At 44.7% G+C, this 14,775-nt stretch carries 22 protein-coding genes; 8 read left to right on the top strand and 14 right to left on the bottom strand.

Translation table 11 applies throughout. The annotated features are described in order from the left end of the window. Positions 1 to 54 precede the first annotated feature (54 nt). Positions 55 to 510, bottom strand: a complete 456-nt coding sequence (locus BLV22_RS02420) for a hypothetical protein (protein ID WP_091610790.1) — start codon at positions 508 to 510, stop codon at positions 55 to 57. Between the two features lie 186 nt (positions 511 to 696). Between BLV22_RS02420 and BLV22_RS02415 the strand changes: the two genes are divergently transcribed. After that, on the top strand, positions 697 to 1,590 hold the full coding sequence (locus BLV22_RS02415) for a universal stress protein (protein WP_091610787.1): 894 nt from the start codon (positions 697 to 699) through the stop codon (positions 1,588 to 1,590). 269 nt (positions 1,591 to 1,859) lie between these two features. After that, positions 1,860 to 2,888: a thermonuclease family protein gene (locus BLV22_RS02410; protein ID WP_091610784.1), complete on the top strand. Its 1,029-nt coding sequence runs from the start codon at positions 1,860 to 1,862 to the stop codon at positions 2,886 to 2,888. Positions 2,889 to 2,961: 73 nt separating this feature from the next. Here BLV22_RS02410 and BLV22_RS02405 read toward each other — a convergent pair whose 3' ends face one another. The 3 genes from BLV22_RS02405 to BLV22_RS02395 form a co-directional block, all read right to left on the bottom strand. Beyond that, complete coding sequence (locus tag BLV22_RS02405; protein WP_091610781.1) at positions 2,962 to 3,606, bottom strand: C40 family peptidase; 645 nt, start codon at positions 3,604 to 3,606, stop codon at positions 2,962 to 2,964. Between the two features lie 160 nt (positions 3,607 to 3,766). Next, on the bottom strand, positions 3,767 to 3,973 hold the full coding sequence (locus BLV22_RS02400; RefSeq protein ID WP_079476428.1) for a hypothetical protein: 207 nt from the start codon (positions 3,971 to 3,973) through the stop codon (positions 3,767 to 3,769). A 92-nt stretch (positions 3,974 to 4,065) separates the two neighbouring features. Continuing rightward, positions 4,066 to 4,272: a hypothetical protein gene (locus tag BLV22_RS02395; RefSeq protein WP_091610779.1), complete on the bottom strand. Its 207-nt coding sequence runs from the start codon at positions 4,270 to 4,272 to the stop codon at positions 4,066 to 4,068. A gap of 299 nt (positions 4,273 to 4,571) precedes the next feature. On the opposite strand from BLV22_RS02395, the gene BLV22_RS02390 reads away from it, so the two are divergent. Together BLV22_RS02390 and BLV22_RS02385 are read left to right on the top strand one after the other, a co-directional pair. Further along, the gene (locus BLV22_RS02390; protein WP_091610776.1) at positions 4,572 to 4,883 is read left to right on the top strand and encodes a hypothetical protein; all 312 of its coding nucleotides are present in this window, start codon (positions 4,572 to 4,574) and stop codon (positions 4,881 to 4,883) included. A 38-nt stretch (positions 4,884 to 4,921) separates the two neighbouring features. Further along, positions 4,922 to 5,851, top strand: a complete 930-nt coding sequence (locus tag BLV22_RS02385; protein ID WP_091610775.1) for a hypothetical protein — start codon at positions 4,922 to 4,924, stop codon at positions 5,849 to 5,851. Positions 5,852 to 6,230: 379 nt separating this feature from the next. Here BLV22_RS02385 and BLV22_RS02380 read toward each other — a convergent pair whose 3' ends face one another. Continuing rightward, complete coding sequence (locus BLV22_RS02380; RefSeq protein WP_091610772.1) at positions 6,231 to 6,641, bottom strand: hypothetical protein; 411 nt, start codon at positions 6,639 to 6,641, stop codon at positions 6,231 to 6,233. A 289-nt stretch (positions 6,642 to 6,930) separates the two neighbouring features. Continuing rightward, complete coding sequence (locus BLV22_RS14950; protein ID WP_176967614.1) at positions 6,931 to 7,104, bottom strand: hypothetical protein; 174 nt, start codon at positions 7,102 to 7,104, stop codon at positions 6,931 to 6,933. Between the two features lie 237 nt (positions 7,105 to 7,341). Between BLV22_RS14950 and BLV22_RS02375 the strand changes: the two genes are divergently transcribed. Further along, a complete protein-coding gene (locus tag BLV22_RS02375) occupies positions 7,342 to 8,310 on the top strand; it encodes an SHOCT domain-containing protein (RefSeq protein WP_143030945.1) in 969 nt (322 codons plus the stop codon). Positions 8,311 to 8,588: 278 nt separating this feature from the next. Then, a complete protein-coding gene (locus tag BLV22_RS02365; RefSeq protein WP_091610764.1) occupies positions 8,589 to 9,152 on the top strand; it encodes a hypothetical protein in 564 nt (187 codons plus the stop codon). Between the two features lie 62 nt (positions 9,153 to 9,214). On the opposite strand, the gene BLV22_RS02360 is transcribed toward BLV22_RS02365, so the two are convergent. The 6 genes from BLV22_RS02360 to BLV22_RS14940 form a co-directional block, all read right to left on the bottom strand. Further along, positions 9,215 to 9,625 carry a hypothetical protein gene (locus BLV22_RS02360; protein ID WP_091610761.1) on the bottom strand — a complete coding sequence of 137 codons (411 nt, stop codon included), beginning with the start codon at positions 9,623 to 9,625 and terminating at the stop codon, positions 9,215 to 9,217. 94 nt (positions 9,626 to 9,719) lie between these two features. Further along, positions 9,720 to 9,869, bottom strand: coding sequence for a hypothetical protein (locus tag BLV22_RS14945; RefSeq protein ID WP_176967613.1), 150 nt, complete (start codon positions 9,867 to 9,869; stop codon positions 9,720 to 9,722). Next, on the bottom strand, positions 9,870 to 10,739 hold the full coding sequence (locus tag BLV22_RS02355) for an AAA family ATPase (protein ID WP_245723994.1): 870 nt from the start codon (positions 10,737 to 10,739) through the stop codon (positions 9,870 to 9,872). It abuts the gene before it with no gap. Further along, the gene (locus BLV22_RS02350) at positions 10,627 to 11,472 is read right to left on the bottom strand and encodes a DnaD domain-containing protein (RefSeq protein WP_091610756.1); all 846 of its coding nucleotides are present in this window, start codon (positions 11,470 to 11,472) and stop codon (positions 10,627 to 10,629) included. Before BLV22_RS02350 ends, BLV22_RS02355 begins: the two co-directional genes overlap by 113 nt. Positions 11,473 to 11,650: 178 nt before the next feature. Beyond that, positions 11,651 to 11,890, bottom strand: a complete 240-nt coding sequence (locus tag BLV22_RS02345; RefSeq protein ID WP_091610752.1) for a hypothetical protein — start codon at positions 11,888 to 11,890, stop codon at positions 11,651 to 11,653. Between the two features lie 55 nt (positions 11,891 to 11,945). Further along, positions 11,946 to 12,083 (bottom strand): hypothetical protein, encoded by a 138-nt coding sequence (locus BLV22_RS14940; RefSeq protein WP_176967612.1) that lies wholly within the window; start codon positions 12,081 to 12,083, stop codon positions 11,946 to 11,948. Between the two features lie 422 nt (positions 12,084 to 12,505). Between BLV22_RS14940 and BLV22_RS02340 the strand changes: the two genes are divergently transcribed. Both BLV22_RS02340 and BLV22_RS02335 read left to right on the top strand, forming a co-directional pair. Next, positions 12,506 to 13,219, top strand: a complete 714-nt coding sequence (locus BLV22_RS02340; RefSeq protein ID WP_091610749.1) for a hypothetical protein — start codon at positions 12,506 to 12,508, stop codon at positions 13,217 to 13,219. Next, the gene (locus BLV22_RS02335) at positions 13,219 to 13,575 is read left to right on the top strand and encodes a hypothetical protein (protein WP_091610746.1); all 357 of its coding nucleotides are present in this window, start codon (positions 13,219 to 13,221) and stop codon (positions 13,573 to 13,575) included. The genes BLV22_RS02340 and BLV22_RS02335 overlap by 1 nt, the downstream gene beginning before the upstream one ends. Positions 13,576 to 13,929: 354 nt before the next feature. Here BLV22_RS02335 and BLV22_RS02330 read toward each other — a convergent pair whose 3' ends face one another. Next, positions 13,930 to 14,346, bottom strand: coding sequence for a hypothetical protein (locus BLV22_RS02330; RefSeq protein WP_091610744.1), 417 nt, complete (start codon positions 14,344 to 14,346; stop codon positions 13,930 to 13,932). 18 nt (positions 14,347 to 14,364) lie between these two features. Next, positions 14,365 to 14,769, bottom strand: a complete 405-nt coding sequence (locus BLV22_RS02325; protein ID WP_091610741.1) for a hypothetical protein — start codon at positions 14,767 to 14,769, stop codon at positions 14,365 to 14,367. Positions 14,770 to 14,775 lie beyond the last annotated feature (6 nt).

The following is a 14,775-nucleotide window of genomic DNA, read 5'->3' as shown; positions in this document are numbered from 1 at the left end:
CCCTTTATTACTTGTGCGCTTCTTCGCAAACGTTCTCATTTTTGCCGTCAGTGCCTACATGACCCGAAAGGTCCAGGTGCCGGAGCGCCTCTGTTTTACGTTCGCGTCCCCTGCCGGGAGGGCTGCTTTTGTCGTTAAGTAATAGTATTTCCGGAATACATGCAGTGTCCATTCCTCCAGAGTAAACGCCGTCTCTCCTTCTTCCGGTATCCTGCTGATGAAAGAAAGCCCGTAAAAGTACCGTTTCATTTGCGCCGAGGCCTGCAGCGACGGGGTGTCTAGTGCTATAAAGGCAGCGTGGTTCAGCGTCCCCGGAAGCGCATGCTCTGTCATTAACGAGTATTCCTGCCATTCATACGTATGAAAGTAGTACACGTAAAAGGGCATCAGGCAGGCGATTTCCGGATTGTCTTCCGCTTTACTGTTTAATTCCGGCAAGGTTTGCGGAATCGCCTGGCCGCATTCGTTCAACATTTCCTTCCAGACAATCTGCTTTAATCCATCCATCATACCGAAACTCCTTTGTGCTGTATTTTCGCAGCCCCCTTCAGGCTGTAATAGTTTTCACTTTTAACTGCTTATGGAGACAGTATAAATAGAAAAGTCCCAGTTGGATGTGAGGTTCCTCACACGTCCGGAGGAAAAAATACGGTAAACTATAGATACACCACCAAAAGCCAGAAAGGATTGATTGCCATGACGCTGCACTATGAACGCATCCTCGTCGCTCTCGACGGTTCGGATGAAGCCGAATACGCGCTTCAAAAAGGGATTGAAACCGCACTCACTTATGGAAGTGCGCTTGCTTTCTGCTATATTATCGATTATCACAATATCCGCGAGCTCCGCCAGGAGTCTCCGGATCTTTTAAGCGCGTCCGAGCACATTGGTACCGACATTTTGAATCGGGCCAAAAAAAATGCTGAAGACCAGGGCGTAAAAAAAGTGCTGACGTTTATGAAGGAAGGGCCTCCCAAAGCATTAATTCCCGGCGAAATTGCCCATGAATTTGGAGCCGATCTGATCCTGTCCGGGGGCTCCGGGGCCGGTACGTTTGAAAAAAGAATTTTTGGAAGCGTTGCCGCAAGCATCGTCCGCCACGCCTCCTGTGATGTCTGGATTGTCAAAAACGAAGAGCCGCCAAAGCCGTACAGCTCTGTTTTAATCGCTGTCGACGGCTCCGAGGTTTCCACGAGCGCTTTGTATGCCGGCCTTGACATTGCCAAACGGGAGAAAAGCCGGGTACATGTCGTATATGTGCTTAATACACCGTTTATTTCCTCGGCCGAATACCATACCGAGGATATTATCCAGATGTACAGGGAACGCGGAAAGGAACTGCTTGAGGAATACCGGAATTTGAGCGCCGCAGAAGATATATCGGCCATTGATTTTTCCGTCGAATACGGAGCACCGAAAGTAGTGATTCCGACCGAGGCAGCCAAAAAATTCGAAACGGATCTGATTGTGGCCGGCTCCTCCGGTATGGGACGCGCCGAGCGCCTCTTTCTCGGCAGCGTGTCGGAGGGAATTGTACGGCGGGCCGCCTGCGACGTGTTGATTATCCGAAACGACTATCTCCCGAAATAACATTGATGCCGGACCCTGCGCTGCAGAAGCGCAGGGTTCTTTTTGTTTACTTTTGGCCTCACGGAAAAATATCATTAAAATGTATACTTTTTATTGTAGTTATATTCAGTTGCTGACAGACGACGAGAAACACTGCCGGATTGGTTATTTTCTTTTCACATGCTTTCTTGTACACTGTTAATAACTCTAATAACCACTACTTTTTACATAGATTACGTCCATCTATTTCCTATCTATGTGCTAACCAATTATGCATCGGGGTGATTCTATTGAAAAAACCAGTCAGGCTTTTGTCCTCCACCCTGGCACTCACGCTCTTTCTGACTGCATGCAGTGAAGAGCCCGGCCAGGAAAGCGGCGGTGACGCCGCGGAAGAACAGACGAGCGACCAAGCATCAGAAGAAGAAAGCGCCACGGACTCGGAAGAGCAGACAGAAGAACATAACGAAAGCACTGAAGACGAGGAATCTTCCGACAGTGAAAACGACGAAACGAGGGAAGAACAGCAGGAAGACACTTCGAGTGAGGAAGATGCCAGCGACAGCGAAGAAGCGTCTACCGGGAATTCCTCTGACGACAGCGACACTGCGTCAGAGGAAGACAGCGGCAGCACCGGGGAAAAAGCATCGGCAGACACGTCGTCCGATTCTGACTCCGATGCCGACGACACCAACGCGACAGTAACCAACGTTGTCGACGGCGATACAATCGATGTGGACTACGAAGGCGGCGAGGAGCGCATCCGCCTCATTCTCGTCGACACCCCGGAGACCAAGCACCCGCAGATGGGCGTGCAGCCGTTCGGCCCGGAGGCTACAGAATTCACGACAAGTGAGCTGGACGGCGAAGACGTACGGCTCGAACTCGGCGTCGAAGAACGGGACTATTACGACCGGCTGCTTGCCTACGTGTTCGTTGATGGGGAAAACTTCAACCAGCAGCTGATTGAGGAAGGCCTCGCCCGGGTATCCGTCTATCCGCCGAACACAGAGTATCTCGATGAATTTGAAGCCGCGGAGGAAGAAGCCCGGTCGGCCGGCATCGGCATCTGGTCGCTGGAGGATTATGTGACCGACGACGGCTACGTGGAGCAGGACGAGGAACCGGAGGAGTCCTCCGGGGATTCCGGTTCTTCGGAAGACTCTGACTCTTCCGACAGCGAAGACTCCTCTGATGACGTGTATTATGAAAACTGCGACGCTGCCCGCGAAGCCGGAGCTGACCCGGTCCGAGAAGGCGACCCGGGCTACGGCGGCCACCTCGACCGTGACGGGGACGGCGTCGGCTGCGAAACGTAAACAGAATAAAAATAAAAGCAGGCCCTGGCAGTGTACGCCGGGCCTGCTTTCTATTCATGGGAGCGTAATGCCCTTATCCCTGCGGCACCACTTCCACATAATTTTCATGCGTCGTAATATACGTGCCGGAAAGGAGCTCAAACAGATCCGAGCGTTCCTCCATCGGCACGCGGCGCTCAATCGTAAACGCCTGTCCCTCAGTGACTTTACCCGCAACGGCTTCGCTGTCCCAGGAGGGTTCGCTGCGGTAATTCACCTGGCTTGCGATCACCCGGAGCAGATCTCCCTTTCCGCCTATATTAGTGAGCGGATCTGCTGTACTGTCGATGACACGCCGTGCCCCGACGTAGCGGGTCTGCCAGTAGTCGCGCGTCGAATCGGCGAACGCCACCCCGGTGGATGCCTGTGCGCCTAAAAACGTCTCTTTGTCCACGTAGAAGCCGACATGGGTCACTTCGTTATGGTTCAGATCCTCCGAGCGGGTGTCCTTCCAGAACAGCAGATCGCCGGTGCGGAGATCTTCCTCCGCAACCTCTGTCCCTGTTTCCGATTGACTGGCTGCAGTCCGCGGAATAATCTCGCCGGTTACATACTCAATCACGTAGCGGACAAAGCCGCTGCAGTCAAAGGTGTCCGTGCCGTCGCCGCCGAATTCATACGGCGTGCCGAGATGATCCTCCCCGTACGTAATCAGCTGGTGCCCCAATGTTTGTGCCAATGCTCATCATCCTTTCCTGAAGCGAATAGGTGCCGGCTTTTTGCCGTCCTACACAGTAAAGGAACCTGAACGTTCTTTTTTACAACCACCGGCCGAAATTTTTTTAATCAATTGTCAAAAACCATAAAAAAAGCATCCGCCCGCAGGCAGATGCTCGCTGTTAAATGAAGTTGACGCTGACGCTTGTTACTTTTTTGCATTCCACTTCGGTGTTGAACCATTCGCTGAATGCTTCGGACATTTTCAGATCCTGCTTTTTGCCTTTTTTAAGCTTTTCAATAATTTCATCCACGCTCGGGGTCTCGTTGGACTTCGGCACGATCAGCCGGTCCCCGTCTTCGATGAAAAAGATAATAGATGTGTACATAACGATCCCTCCCAAATTTAAAGCACCGCCATCTATTTTACATATAATCGGGGAAAACGACCACCAATTAAGAAAAAATTGTATTGCCGCGGTCAGATCTGTCCGGCCCGGTGCCGGTCCCAGCAGTATGCGAACACCTCCTCCGCCTCCCACAGGTCGCTTTCATGATGCCATCCCGAGCGGACCGGCGTAAATTTAGCGTAGTACCATTCCGGTCCCTTATGATGATTTTGAAGCATTACCACTCCCCACTGCTGCCTCGCTTCGCTGAACACCCGCGTGCCTGGTTCGTAATTCAAAGTAACCGCCCCTTTGCATTCTTATTTTCAGCTGCATGTTCAAAAGGCAGTCTGCAGTCGTATTTGACAACCCCCTCCTCTATTTTCCTGTGGTACAATGGGCTTAACAAAATACGGGAGGCGGGACACGATGGCTTCCATGATTGCCGCTTTGATTGTCATTTACCTCGGCTGGACAGCGTACGCGAAAATGAAAAAGGCCAAGCAGGACTGACCCCGTTGAAGGAAACGGGGTTTTTAGGGACGGCGATTGAAGTGGCATCAATCAGCCGGCCCATTCTTTCCAGGGGGGATGCTTCGTGGGCGTTTTTCTGATTAGTGTCGATTTAATCAACAACACCAAAACCAGCAACTATGACGATCTGCTTGATTTAATTACGCACTTATCCGCACACGACAAAGCAAGACAGGTTACCCGGAACGTCATCGTGTTTGAAAGCTTATGGGAAACAGCAGAAATCAGACAGGCAGCGGATGCTTTTTTAAGGGGCTTAAAAATCAGCGGCGAAATTTCTAAATACCATTTTGTTTTAAGCAAAGTCAGTGAACTCGAATTCAAATCGAAAGAAGCGAATTTCTTAAAAAGGATTAAACAGACAAATCGCGTATAGTTTCATTGGTACAGGCAATGTATCCAGGGGGGAGTTTCATGCAGAAAAAAAGGAAATGGCGGCGTTTGCCCGGGTTCCGGTCAGGCACCAGGTGGAAGCTTGTGACAGCGTCACTTGTTTACACCCTGGTGCTTATCGGCATCATCACTGCCGTATTTAGCGGGGGGCCGTCAAACAATACGGGAGAAAACCTCAGTGAAGAGGATGCTTCTACAGAGACCGAAGCAGCGGATGAAGTGACAGCATTAAAAAACTGCAGTGACTTCGAAGACGATCAACAGCTGTATGACTACTGGACAGAGAATGAATTCAGCTCTGAAAATGATCCGAGCAGTCTTGATGCGAATAATGACGGGGTGCCTTGCGCCGTTTTATCTGAAGGCATGAGCCATGAATTCACTGCTTATGAAAAGGAACAGACCGGCGAGGCTTCTGAAGCAGACATTCCCTCCTACACCCTGCACAAAGGTAAAAACACGACTTACGATAATGGCGTTTATTTAAATTATTATGTGATTCCGGACGTGGAACCCACCTCGATTGACGAAACGGATATTGATACCATCAGTGACGAAGTGATCATGAACGTAAAAGATAAAGAAGAATTTAACCTGCTGACAATCAGCTTTGTCGACGCAGAAGAAGCGATGGAATATGGCGGATACATTTACGGAAAAACGGATTACTTCCCTCACGGGGAAATCAATGCAGCAGAAGATTATGAAACCGGCGATTACAGCGACCACGAGATCAGCACCGTGTACGGATCCATTAACAATGCAGGACTGCCAAAGCAGGAGGAAAACTACCCTACTGAAAAACAGCTGGAGATGTACTTTTACTGGGCAGGTCCGGCGTACGAACAAAGCAGCGATTCGGAAAACAGCCCGGTGGAAACGACTGCTGACAAATTTGATGTCCCTAAAGAAAAGGTCGAACAGGCCATTCAAAAAGCGAGCCATCGTTAACAGCTCCACTTGGCAGCAGGCCTAGGACCTTTTTAAGATTTTTGACATTATTTCTATCCAACGACTCATTAGTGAATACCATTCATCCGTTAAAGTGCATGTGGGATGGATATTTCATCCCGCTCCTGAGACTGGCCCCGTGTTCCCCGCGGGGCTTTTTTTGTACAGCAGAATAGTCTCATTTCATGAAAAGGGACTATTGCCTCGTGATTTTTATATGAAAGCGCTTTAATATAAAGCATATACCACTTTCCCACACTAATCTCCCTGGTGGAAGGAAACGATGTAGTTTGCAAAGGTATATTCCCTCAGCTTGCCCTGTGTGCGCACAGGGTCTTTTTTTATTCCTATACAAAGAAGCACCTCGAACCGGAGTTACTTACTCCAGTAAATAGCTTTGAAAGGTGTAGGCGATGATTTTTTCCAAATCATTCTGCTCCAACTCTTTGCCGTCAGCTGCATTGATGTTCCATGTGCCCGTCTCTGTTAAATATAACGCTTCAAACGGCTTTTCCCCGCCCGCAATTTCCTTGTTATGTCTGTTCGTCTGGAAAACAGCCCTCGCGTTGAATTCATCGGTCTGCTCCCTGTCAAATTTAACGTGAAGATTGGTCTGCTCCTGCGTGGCACTGGTTTTATCCCCGTTCCCATATTCATAAGTTACAGACGCCCCGCCGTCCGCCTTTGTTTTATTCACTGGCACGTCGTGATCGTTTTCCAGCGTATCACTTGAACGATCCAGCCCAATTTCGAGTTCCTCTATTTTTGCAGTTGTTTCTTTCTCATTCATTTAAATCCCTCCCACTGCTATTTGTGGTCCCTATAGCCTTTAATCGTCAGGGGGAAACCTTTTATGTTTTTAATTTTGCTTAAAGGTGTGAAATTCATGTCAAAAGCCTAATTTACTCATTGTTACTGGCCGACCGGGTTCTGGGAAAACGACACTTTCAGGGAGCTTGGCAACTGGATCTTTATGCCAGTAATCAGCCGGGATCAGATTAATGGAGGTGCATTTTTTCTTTGGACACATAAAAAAGCGCTCCTGGTAGAGCGCCAACACGTTGAATTATCATAGTGACTTATATCTTTACAAACCCTGGTAAATGAACCTCTTCGTCTATAACTGGTATCACAGCCAATGACATTTCTTCTTTTGTGAGCAGGACTGAATTACCGTTAAAACTCGTGACCTTATATTCCTTTCCACTGTCCCTATCGCGATACGTGTCTCCTACTTGAATCGTTTTTGTCATTTCAATCCCCCTTGAATAGTAGTATCACTCCATAATCTTCGCCAATTCCAGAGGATTTCCTTCTACTTTCTTACATTAATTCATAAAAAAGGACGAACTTACCTCATTCTCCGGAGTTTCTTATGACTATCTTTTTTCCCTCTAAGATAGTAAAATTTAACCATAGAAGTTGAACATTTCAAATCATTACCGCCCTCCATAAATAAGGAAATATCAAAAAAACCGGGGTGAATAATAGTGGCTCGATACGCAGCGATAGATACGGCCTTGGCACCTTATGGCAGGGTCGCATCAAAAGCATTGGGAAAAGAAGCGAAACTGCTTTCAAAAGAGCTGGACAGGAAGGAAACATTAATTGCTTTATGTACATCTGCTAAAATGACGGATGATTTAAAGCTTCTCGCTTTGACAGACATGAGGTTTATCTATGTAATTTCGTCGGGATTGAAAAAATCCAAAATAATTAATTACTCTTCCTCTAGGGAAATATTTTCAGGCATACGCACAGACTCGAAAAAGATTATATTTGAATTCAACCATGATGCAGAAAGGGTTCAACTATCCTTTCCAAATAATAAGTTAAATTTTCAATCTATTCAGACTATAGCTCAAAAAACGAGAACGGAGATCGAAGAAATTCAACTTCACTCCCCTCCTTCGAGCACTCTCGAAGGAAAAATCTCTAAAAAGGTTTCACTGGAATTCGTAAACGGTCATAAAGAAGTCGGCCTTAAATATAAAACTGCTGAATTGATTCAGCTGGAAAGCGGGGACGTTTATTTTAAAGAAACGGGAAATACCAGTACCCTTTTTGAATTGTACGATTATGACCGCACCCAGAACATCAAAAGAAGCACCTATCACGCGCTGGAAAATGCAAACCTGAGTAAATTTCTAGAAGGAAATCAGAGAGCAATGGCTATGGCCACCGGCTCCACTTCAGGAAAGGATTTGTCTACGGCTGTGCTTTTTCTTATCAGTAAAGAAAATAATACTAAACACGCGGTCATTGCCAAATGTAACCGCAAAAAATTCAGTAAACTGTCCGAATTTCAGACGGGTTCTTACCTGAAATTCGGACATAAAAAATTGGCGGCGCCAGCTTTTGATAAATATGCCGAGGTCGAGCGTCTCCAAAGTTTAAAAGAAAAAGGTATCCTTTCTGAAAAGGAATTCGAGGCCGAGAAAGCAAAATTATTGAAGTAATCCAGGAGGCTCAGTAATAAGCGAAAGGCATGGATGATATCAACAAATCCCGGGGCTCCGTATGCGCCCGGTTATGGATTTATCCTTCTAGCACAGGTTGTGAATAGTCCTCAAATATATCTGAATGTAGAAGCCCTGACAAATTTCTCAGGGCTTTTTTTTGCCCTGCAAGCAGTTGCCCTAAATACAGCAACCCACGCAAAAAGCATGAAAATCTAAACAGTAGTATTATAAATGAAACGAATGCTTTTATATTTAGCACAGGCTGGAGGGGTTCGATGCAAAAGAATACTATCTTACTCGCACTGGGAGTTTCTTTCGGCATTTTTTCAGCGGGCTGTAGCTTGGGGGAGAATGCTTCCCCGGACGATGAGGAAAACAACGAGCAGGCAACCTCTGAACCACAACAAAATAATAACGCTGAAAATACGGAGGAGAGTTCTTCACAGGAGGAATCAGTTGCCCAGCCGTCCGAAGAAATCGATTTTGAGGAGAATTTAAAGAACGCGGCTGAACCATATTATGAAGGTATGCATGAAGGCGCCCCTATCGTTGTAGAGGGAGAGATCACTCATGAATATTCAGCCCATGAGAACCTTAATCCCTATGAAGAACGTGTTTACAGAATACATGCACCTTCAGAGGATAAAGATACTTATTTAGTCACTGCCCCCGAGGATAGTTATTTAAAGGTTGGTTTAACCATAGCTTTGTATGGCGGCTTCGATGGGTTTGCACCAAACACGGAAGTACCGCTCGTTTTAGGAGACATTGCAGAGGATAGCGACATTGAGGTTGAGAACGAGCCGGAAGAGGATGTTCAACTCGAAACTTCAGATTAAACGAATGCGAATTTAAGCGAAAACAAGAACTCCCTGCAGCCGTAATGACTGCAGGGAGTTCTTCATTTTAACGCATGCATGCGGCAATTTCCCCTACCCAAAACGTTCTTCACCCGCCATCGATAAATAAGTTTGATGACTATAGCTATGATTAGAGGAAGCGCAAAGAACGATACAGCTCTCCAATCGATAGAACCGGATATAAAACTTAAGCTGAACATGATTACAAAGATTACCAGAAAAATATATATCATGTTGGTGATAATCCTGTTAATGCGCACCAGCCTTTGTGTCTTCTCCCCGGAATGCTGCTGAAAATGCGGAGCTATGAACAATCCGATCGTAATTCCTGCGATAGTCTGACCCGCCACAAACGTTTCATCCAGCTCCCCGTCGAATATGTAACCCATCATAATACTAATAACGAAAAACGTGCCGCCGTAAATTGCCGTGAGCTTGAGTCTTCTTTTCATGAAACCACCCCATTATTTATTAATCTATCCCCTAATTATTGGATGGTCTAACTCGATTTTATGTTTAATAACTATCATCTCTCGAACCATAATTTCACCCTTCCACCACCAGTTTTTGCTTTTCAAAATTCCGTTCTGCTTCTTTAAAGCGTTCCAAATTCCGCTGCACCCGCTCCTTTCGCAGCTGCTCTTCCACTTCGTTCAGCTTTCTTCCCTGCATCACTATCGCACACGCTGGCACCATTTAATACACTCCTTTGAGTCGGTAGTTTAAGTCATTCTTCGGGCCGGTGATCGTCACCAGGAAGGATTTGCACATCTGCACGATTCGGGACGCCAGCGCGTCATCAACATCAACGAGCTCTTCCATAATCAGCTCCGTGGAAACGAGAATCGGCAGGTGATTCAGATACCGGTGATTAATCACTGCGTACATCTGCTCGATCTGCCAGGCGGTTGCCCGCGGAATGCGCTGGTACCCGTCTTTCGTCCACTGCTTCACCGGCTTGAACAAATCATCGATAAACAGCACATCCGCCTTTTTCATGCGCTTCATTTTTCGCTCCAGGAGAGTAAAGTCGTCCCGCAGGTCGTTGAACCCTTCAACATAAGGGAAATACTGCACGGATACGCTTTGCTGCCCGTTTTCGTCCTGAATCTTTTTGCGCTGCATCAGATTGTTGCTTAGCGCCGTCAGAATATGCGTTTTACCGCAGCCCGGAACGCCCATGATCAGCATGCTGTTTTCCCGCTGCTTCCGGAGATCCTGGTAATTGCTGTAGTAGGCGAGCGCGGCTTTTTTCATACTGGCTACCTGCGGGTCCACGTTGTCGGTCTGAAACTGCCCGAAGGTGACGTTGCGGAAGCTTTCGGTAATTTCACTGAATTGGAGTAACCGCTGCGTCCGGCGCTCGCGAATACATGGGCAGATGACCCATTTCTCCACCCCCTCCACGTTTTCCAGCCAGCCGGTCCGATCTTTACATATGGAGCATTGGTGCTCAGTTTCCCGCCCGGAACCATCCGCGGCCGAGAGTGGAATGCTTTTCATTTCCACTGATTTCTTTTCGAGACTGGCGAGTACTTCCTGAATGCCTCTGGCTGTTCCGTCCATATCGACGTGCCTCCTTCTGCTGTTTTTTCGTTTCTTCGTATTTCTCCACATCGGCAAGCGTGCGACAACTGAACCGATGCCAATCATTCAGGATCCGCTCAGCGTATTTCAGGCTGCGGCCATCCTGAAGAATGGTAATCTCCAAGGCCCGCAGCACAATCTCCGGGGAAAGAGCCTCGCACCAATTCTCCAGCCGTTCCCGGTGATAGGCTGTCATCGTCCCGTCAAAGTTTTCGTCATAAAACTGAACAACGCTTCCGATAGCGCGGGGACTACTGTTTAATTCATCTGTCGAATTCAACTGCAAATCATCTGTTATGGAATCCGACACGTTGTCCGAATCCGGGTTAGTGACAGGTTGTTCGGATGGATTTGCACATTTTGTCATAATGGAAGCGAGCATTTTGTCGTAATCCAGCGCATAGTGAAGCGTCGGCGCTCCGTTCGCTTTTTTCAGCTTGGTGGCCACCAGTTCTTTGTTGATCAGCTTATCGATCGACCCCTTAATTTTCCGCCGGGTTAAGCCTGTTTCCGCCTCCCATTCACCGTAGCTTTTATAAAAGAAGCCATCAGTGCGCTTGGTCTTGTCGGCATAAAACACCAGCTGGTTTAAAACCAGCGCCGTATTCAAGTCTCCGTCCAAAAATTCGATAAAGATACGCGGCACCGTGATTATGTGATCCTGTCCGCTCATTTTCTTAATAATGTCCCGCAGTTCCTGATACTTGCTCATGCTTTTCACCTCGATATAGATTTCAAAAAAAGAAGCCGAATCTATTTTTCGTCTTCCCCATCTTGTACATTGCCCATAATTATCTTTTCGGATGATTAAAATTAATGTATGTAAGGCGAATTTTTTCGCGTTGATGAACTGATTTAACCAAGCCTACAATTGGACACAAAAAAACCCGCTACTCGGTATTGTAGCGGGCACTTCCTTCCTTCTTCCACATCATATCGATGATGGGCAATTCACTTAGGCGGGTAATAATATATTCTTTTTGGCGGTACGTTTGAATGCTGTGAAATAGTTCCTCTTCGGTTTCAAACGAATAAATTTCTTCTCCGTAATACGCATTAATAATTTCCTTGTACGCTCCGATGAGAATTTCATTGGCTTTTCCGCGTTTAGTGTAAGCAAAGTTACTCATTTTATCACCTTCTGCTTACACATTACCATAGTATACTAATTTTTTATAATTATATTTATTTTACAACGTTTGGCTGCTCCAATTGCTCCTGCAATTCCTCAATGCGTTCGGTAAATTCGTCGTGCGGAACCTCGCCCTTATCGTACTCTTCCTCCAGAGCCAGTTTCTCCGTAATCAAGTGTGCTTTATTCATTTTTTATCATCCCTTATTTTTTTATGTCTTCCTCTCTACCTCTTTATACTGGGAAAGCAAACTTCTCAATTCAATTTCGGTATGAAAGTCATATAAAAATTAGAAGCTTCCTTTTTATATGACTTTAAAAAATGATTTAATTTCTTTTGCGAACCGCTGAAATCAATTAACTGCTAACGGAAGGAAAAGAAAAATATACTAAAAACTAGCTAGTATTAGATATTTGCTGCTGAGGCTTTAATAAATAGATATTTTTTCAAGGTACACCTAGCGAAAAATACAATCCGATAAAGATAATAAATTCATCTAAAAATTTGAATTGAAATCAAGGACTTATGACGCAGAAAAAAAGTTGTAGGCACAAATGTTTGGTGTTAAAATGAAATGGATTCAATAAATTACATATATAGGAGGGATATTCCATGAAAAAGTATTTGCTGGCTACGGGGATAGCGTCACTCACACTAGTCGCCACCGCTTGTGGTAGTGAAGAAAGTTCTGACGACGGAGAAGAGAGTAGTTCTTCTGAGGAGTCCAGCGAGGGAGAACCATCTGGAGAAGAATCTTCTGATGAAAGCAACAATGAAGAGTCAGACGACAATAGCGATTCTTCTGATACCGAAGAAGCCTCTGCCGGAGATGTTGAAAATCAAGAAGGTGATACAGTAGAAAATGAAGCAGGCACCTTTGAAGTAGTTAAACGGGTAGATGACGCAGCTAGTGTTGAAACCGGGCCCATTAACCTGGACATTGACGAAGCAAAAGTTATCCAAGGTGAATTAAATAGTGAGTATCAAGAAATTTTAGAACGCGAGAGCGCCGAAATTTCATATATTCAATTTGATTTGACCGCTGAAAATACAGAAGAAGCGCCTGTGGATTTCTACGCCACTGAAGGGACTATTACAACAAATACAGGCGAGCAGTTAGAATCAGATATGTTCTTTGGGGAGCCGATCGATGGAATGTTTTTAGACGCTGTAACCCAAACAGGTAATAGCATTTATATCTTGGAAAATTCTACTGCTGAAGAAATTGAATCCGCTACATTGCGTATTGGAGCTCCCGTCAATGAAGATTTTGAAGATGTCGGCGAGAGTGTTGAAGAAGAAATTGATTTCACTGGAGGTAACTAATGCGTTTAATACTAGGTATTCTATCCATTATTTTGTCGATCATTGTCTTTTTTCAATCGCTAGTCGCTATGCTCGGTGATGCTCTAGAAAACGTCGGCGGCGTTGGTGGTTTTGCTGGTGTATTGGTCTCGATTGCAATGCTTGTTGCCGGTATTGTCGCATTAGCCGGCGGGAAAAGTCGAGGTACTCATATGACAGCCGCTATCTTCTGGTTGTTAGCAGGATTGTTCGGCTTTATGCTTGCTGGCAACTATACCGATTTAAACATTTGGTCTACTATCTGTATTATTTTTGCTGTCCTGCATTATGTTTTCGTCGTTCGCAAGCTCGGCAAAAACAAAGCAGTGACTGCTTAATCGTTTTGTCCTGCACTATGCAGGACTTTCGTTTTAATCAAAAAAGGATTGAATAAACATCCTTGTCTATAACATTGTTGCTAGTTAAAAAGATGCCTTCTATTGTCATAACAATATCAATTACATATTTTTCCTTATAAGCTTTTGCTTCTACTCCCAAAGAAAGGGTAGAAGTTTTTTTGTGGTGTTTGTTTTTATTCTTCTATAATCACTATTTTAGTACTACCGATATTAAACCGTATATCTATCTTTCCTTTATTTTCATTTAAAACTTCTTCATCAATTACATCATAATTAAGGCTTTTTAATCTTAATTTTTTTATTTCAAATCTGCCCTCTTTATTCCCTCCAACGTTAATTACTTTTTTCATCTTCTGAACTAGATAAACTTTCCATATCATAATCTTCTATAGAATTAAATTCTCCACTTAAAGTTTGATTTATTTTTCCCATTTCTTCATACGCAAAAGCTTCTGAAGAATCTTCAAAATAGCTTTTAGTTAGTTTAGATAGTTCTTCAATATTTTCATAGATACTAAAGTTTTTAATTCCTTTCAAAATCAGCTTATTATAAGTTAATTCGCCTATAAGTTCCGCAAAGTCATCATCGTCAAATATTCGATCAGAAAAATTATGATATATATAATACCAATCTAACTCCGGTTCGTAGTAATAAGCTATATCGGTAATAGACAAATTTGCTCTATTTATCACTTTTTCTATAAATACTTTTACTATTGAATCTGTATCTGTAGCAATATGAGTTAGCATGATCATCCCTCCTATATTTTATTTTAAGTTCTTTAAGACAATATTATGTAATTCATTAAATCTAGCCACTTTTTTACGGAGAGAATTAATATCTTTAGCCGAAATATCATCTTCTTCGTAATCAGCAATTTCCCTATACTTTTTTATAGCATTTAATGTTGAAGGTAAATCATTAACCCTTGCTCTCTCTTTAAAATTACTAAAAGCGTAATTATGCATTTTACTTTTATAATAATTTGTTAGCGCTACATGTGAACTTCCTCTTTCTTTATCATAACTGTATCCTAAATACTCTTGGTTCAAATGCAAAAACTTTTGATATACATGATAATAAAACCTATTACAGCTGGCATTGTACAATCCTTCACTTTCTAACAATTCGGCGGCTTTGAGATTTTTTTCCACTTTTTCTTTTAGACTCATTTAATT

It is taken from the genome of Marinococcus luteus (genome assembly GCF_900106595.1).
GTDB lineage: Bacteria > Bacillota > Bacilli > Bacillales > Marinococcaceae > Marinococcus > Marinococcus luteus.
This window is presented reverse-complemented; position numbering and strand designations above follow the sequence as displayed.

Coding starts and splice junctions, on each gene's coding strand:
- BLV22_RS02420 (WP_091610790.1), bottom strand. CDS start 510: ATGATGGATGGATTAAAGCAGATTGTCTGGAAGGAAATGTTGAACGAA.
- BLV22_RS02415 (WP_091610787.1), top strand. CDS start 697: ATGACGCTGCACTATGAACGCATCCTCGTCGCTCTCGACGGTTCGGAT.
- BLV22_RS02400 (WP_079476428.1), bottom strand. CDS start 3,973: ATGTACACATCTATTATCTTTTTCATCGAAGACGGGGACCGGCTGATC.
- BLV22_RS02385 (WP_091610775.1), top strand. CDS start 4,922: ATGCAGAAAAAAAGGAAATGGCGGCGTTTGCCCGGGTTCCGGTCAGGC.
- BLV22_RS02380 (WP_091610772.1), bottom strand. CDS start 6,641: ATGAATGAGAAAGAAACAACTGCAAAAATAGAGGAACTCGAAATTGGG.
- BLV22_RS14950 (WP_176967614.1), bottom strand. CDS start 7,104: ATGACAAAAACGATTCAAGTAGGAGACACGTATCGCGATAGGGACAGT.
- BLV22_RS02365 (WP_091610764.1), top strand. CDS start 8,589: ATGCAAAAGAATACTATCTTACTCGCACTGGGAGTTTCTTTCGGCATT.
- BLV22_RS02360 (WP_091610761.1), bottom strand. CDS start 9,625: ATGAAAAGAAGACTCAAGCTCACGGCAATTTACGGCGGCACGTTTTTC.
- BLV22_RS14945 (WP_176967613.1), bottom strand. CDS start 9,869: ATGGTGCCAGCGTGTGCGATAGTGATGCAGGGAAGAAAGCTGAACGAA.
- BLV22_RS02355 (WP_245723994.1), bottom strand. CDS start 10,739: ATGGACGGAACAGCCAGAGGCATTCAGGAAGTACTCGCCAGTCTCGAA.
- BLV22_RS02350 (WP_091610756.1), bottom strand. CDS start 11,472: ATGAGCAAGTATCAGGAACTGCGGGACATTATTAAGAAAATGAGCGGA.
- BLV22_RS02345 (WP_091610752.1), bottom strand. CDS start 11,890: ATGAGTAACTTTGCTTACACTAAACGCGGAAAAGCCAATGAAATTCTC.
- BLV22_RS14940 (WP_176967612.1), bottom strand. CDS start 12,083: ATGAATAAAGCACACTTGATTACGGAGAAACTGGCTCTGGAGGAAGAG.
- BLV22_RS02340 (WP_091610749.1), top strand. CDS start 12,506: ATGAAAAAGTATTTGCTGGCTACGGGGATAGCGTCACTCACACTAGTC.
- BLV22_RS02335 (WP_091610746.1), top strand. CDS start 13,219: ATGCGTTTAATACTAGGTATTCTATCCATTATTTTGTCGATCATTGTC.
- BLV22_RS02330 (WP_091610744.1), bottom strand. CDS start 14,346: ATGCTAACTCATATTGCTACAGATACAGATTCAATAGTAAAAGTATTT.
- BLV22_RS02325 (WP_091610741.1), bottom strand. CDS start 14,769: ATGAGTCTAAAAGAAAAAGTGGAAAAAAATCTCAAAGCCGCCGAATTG.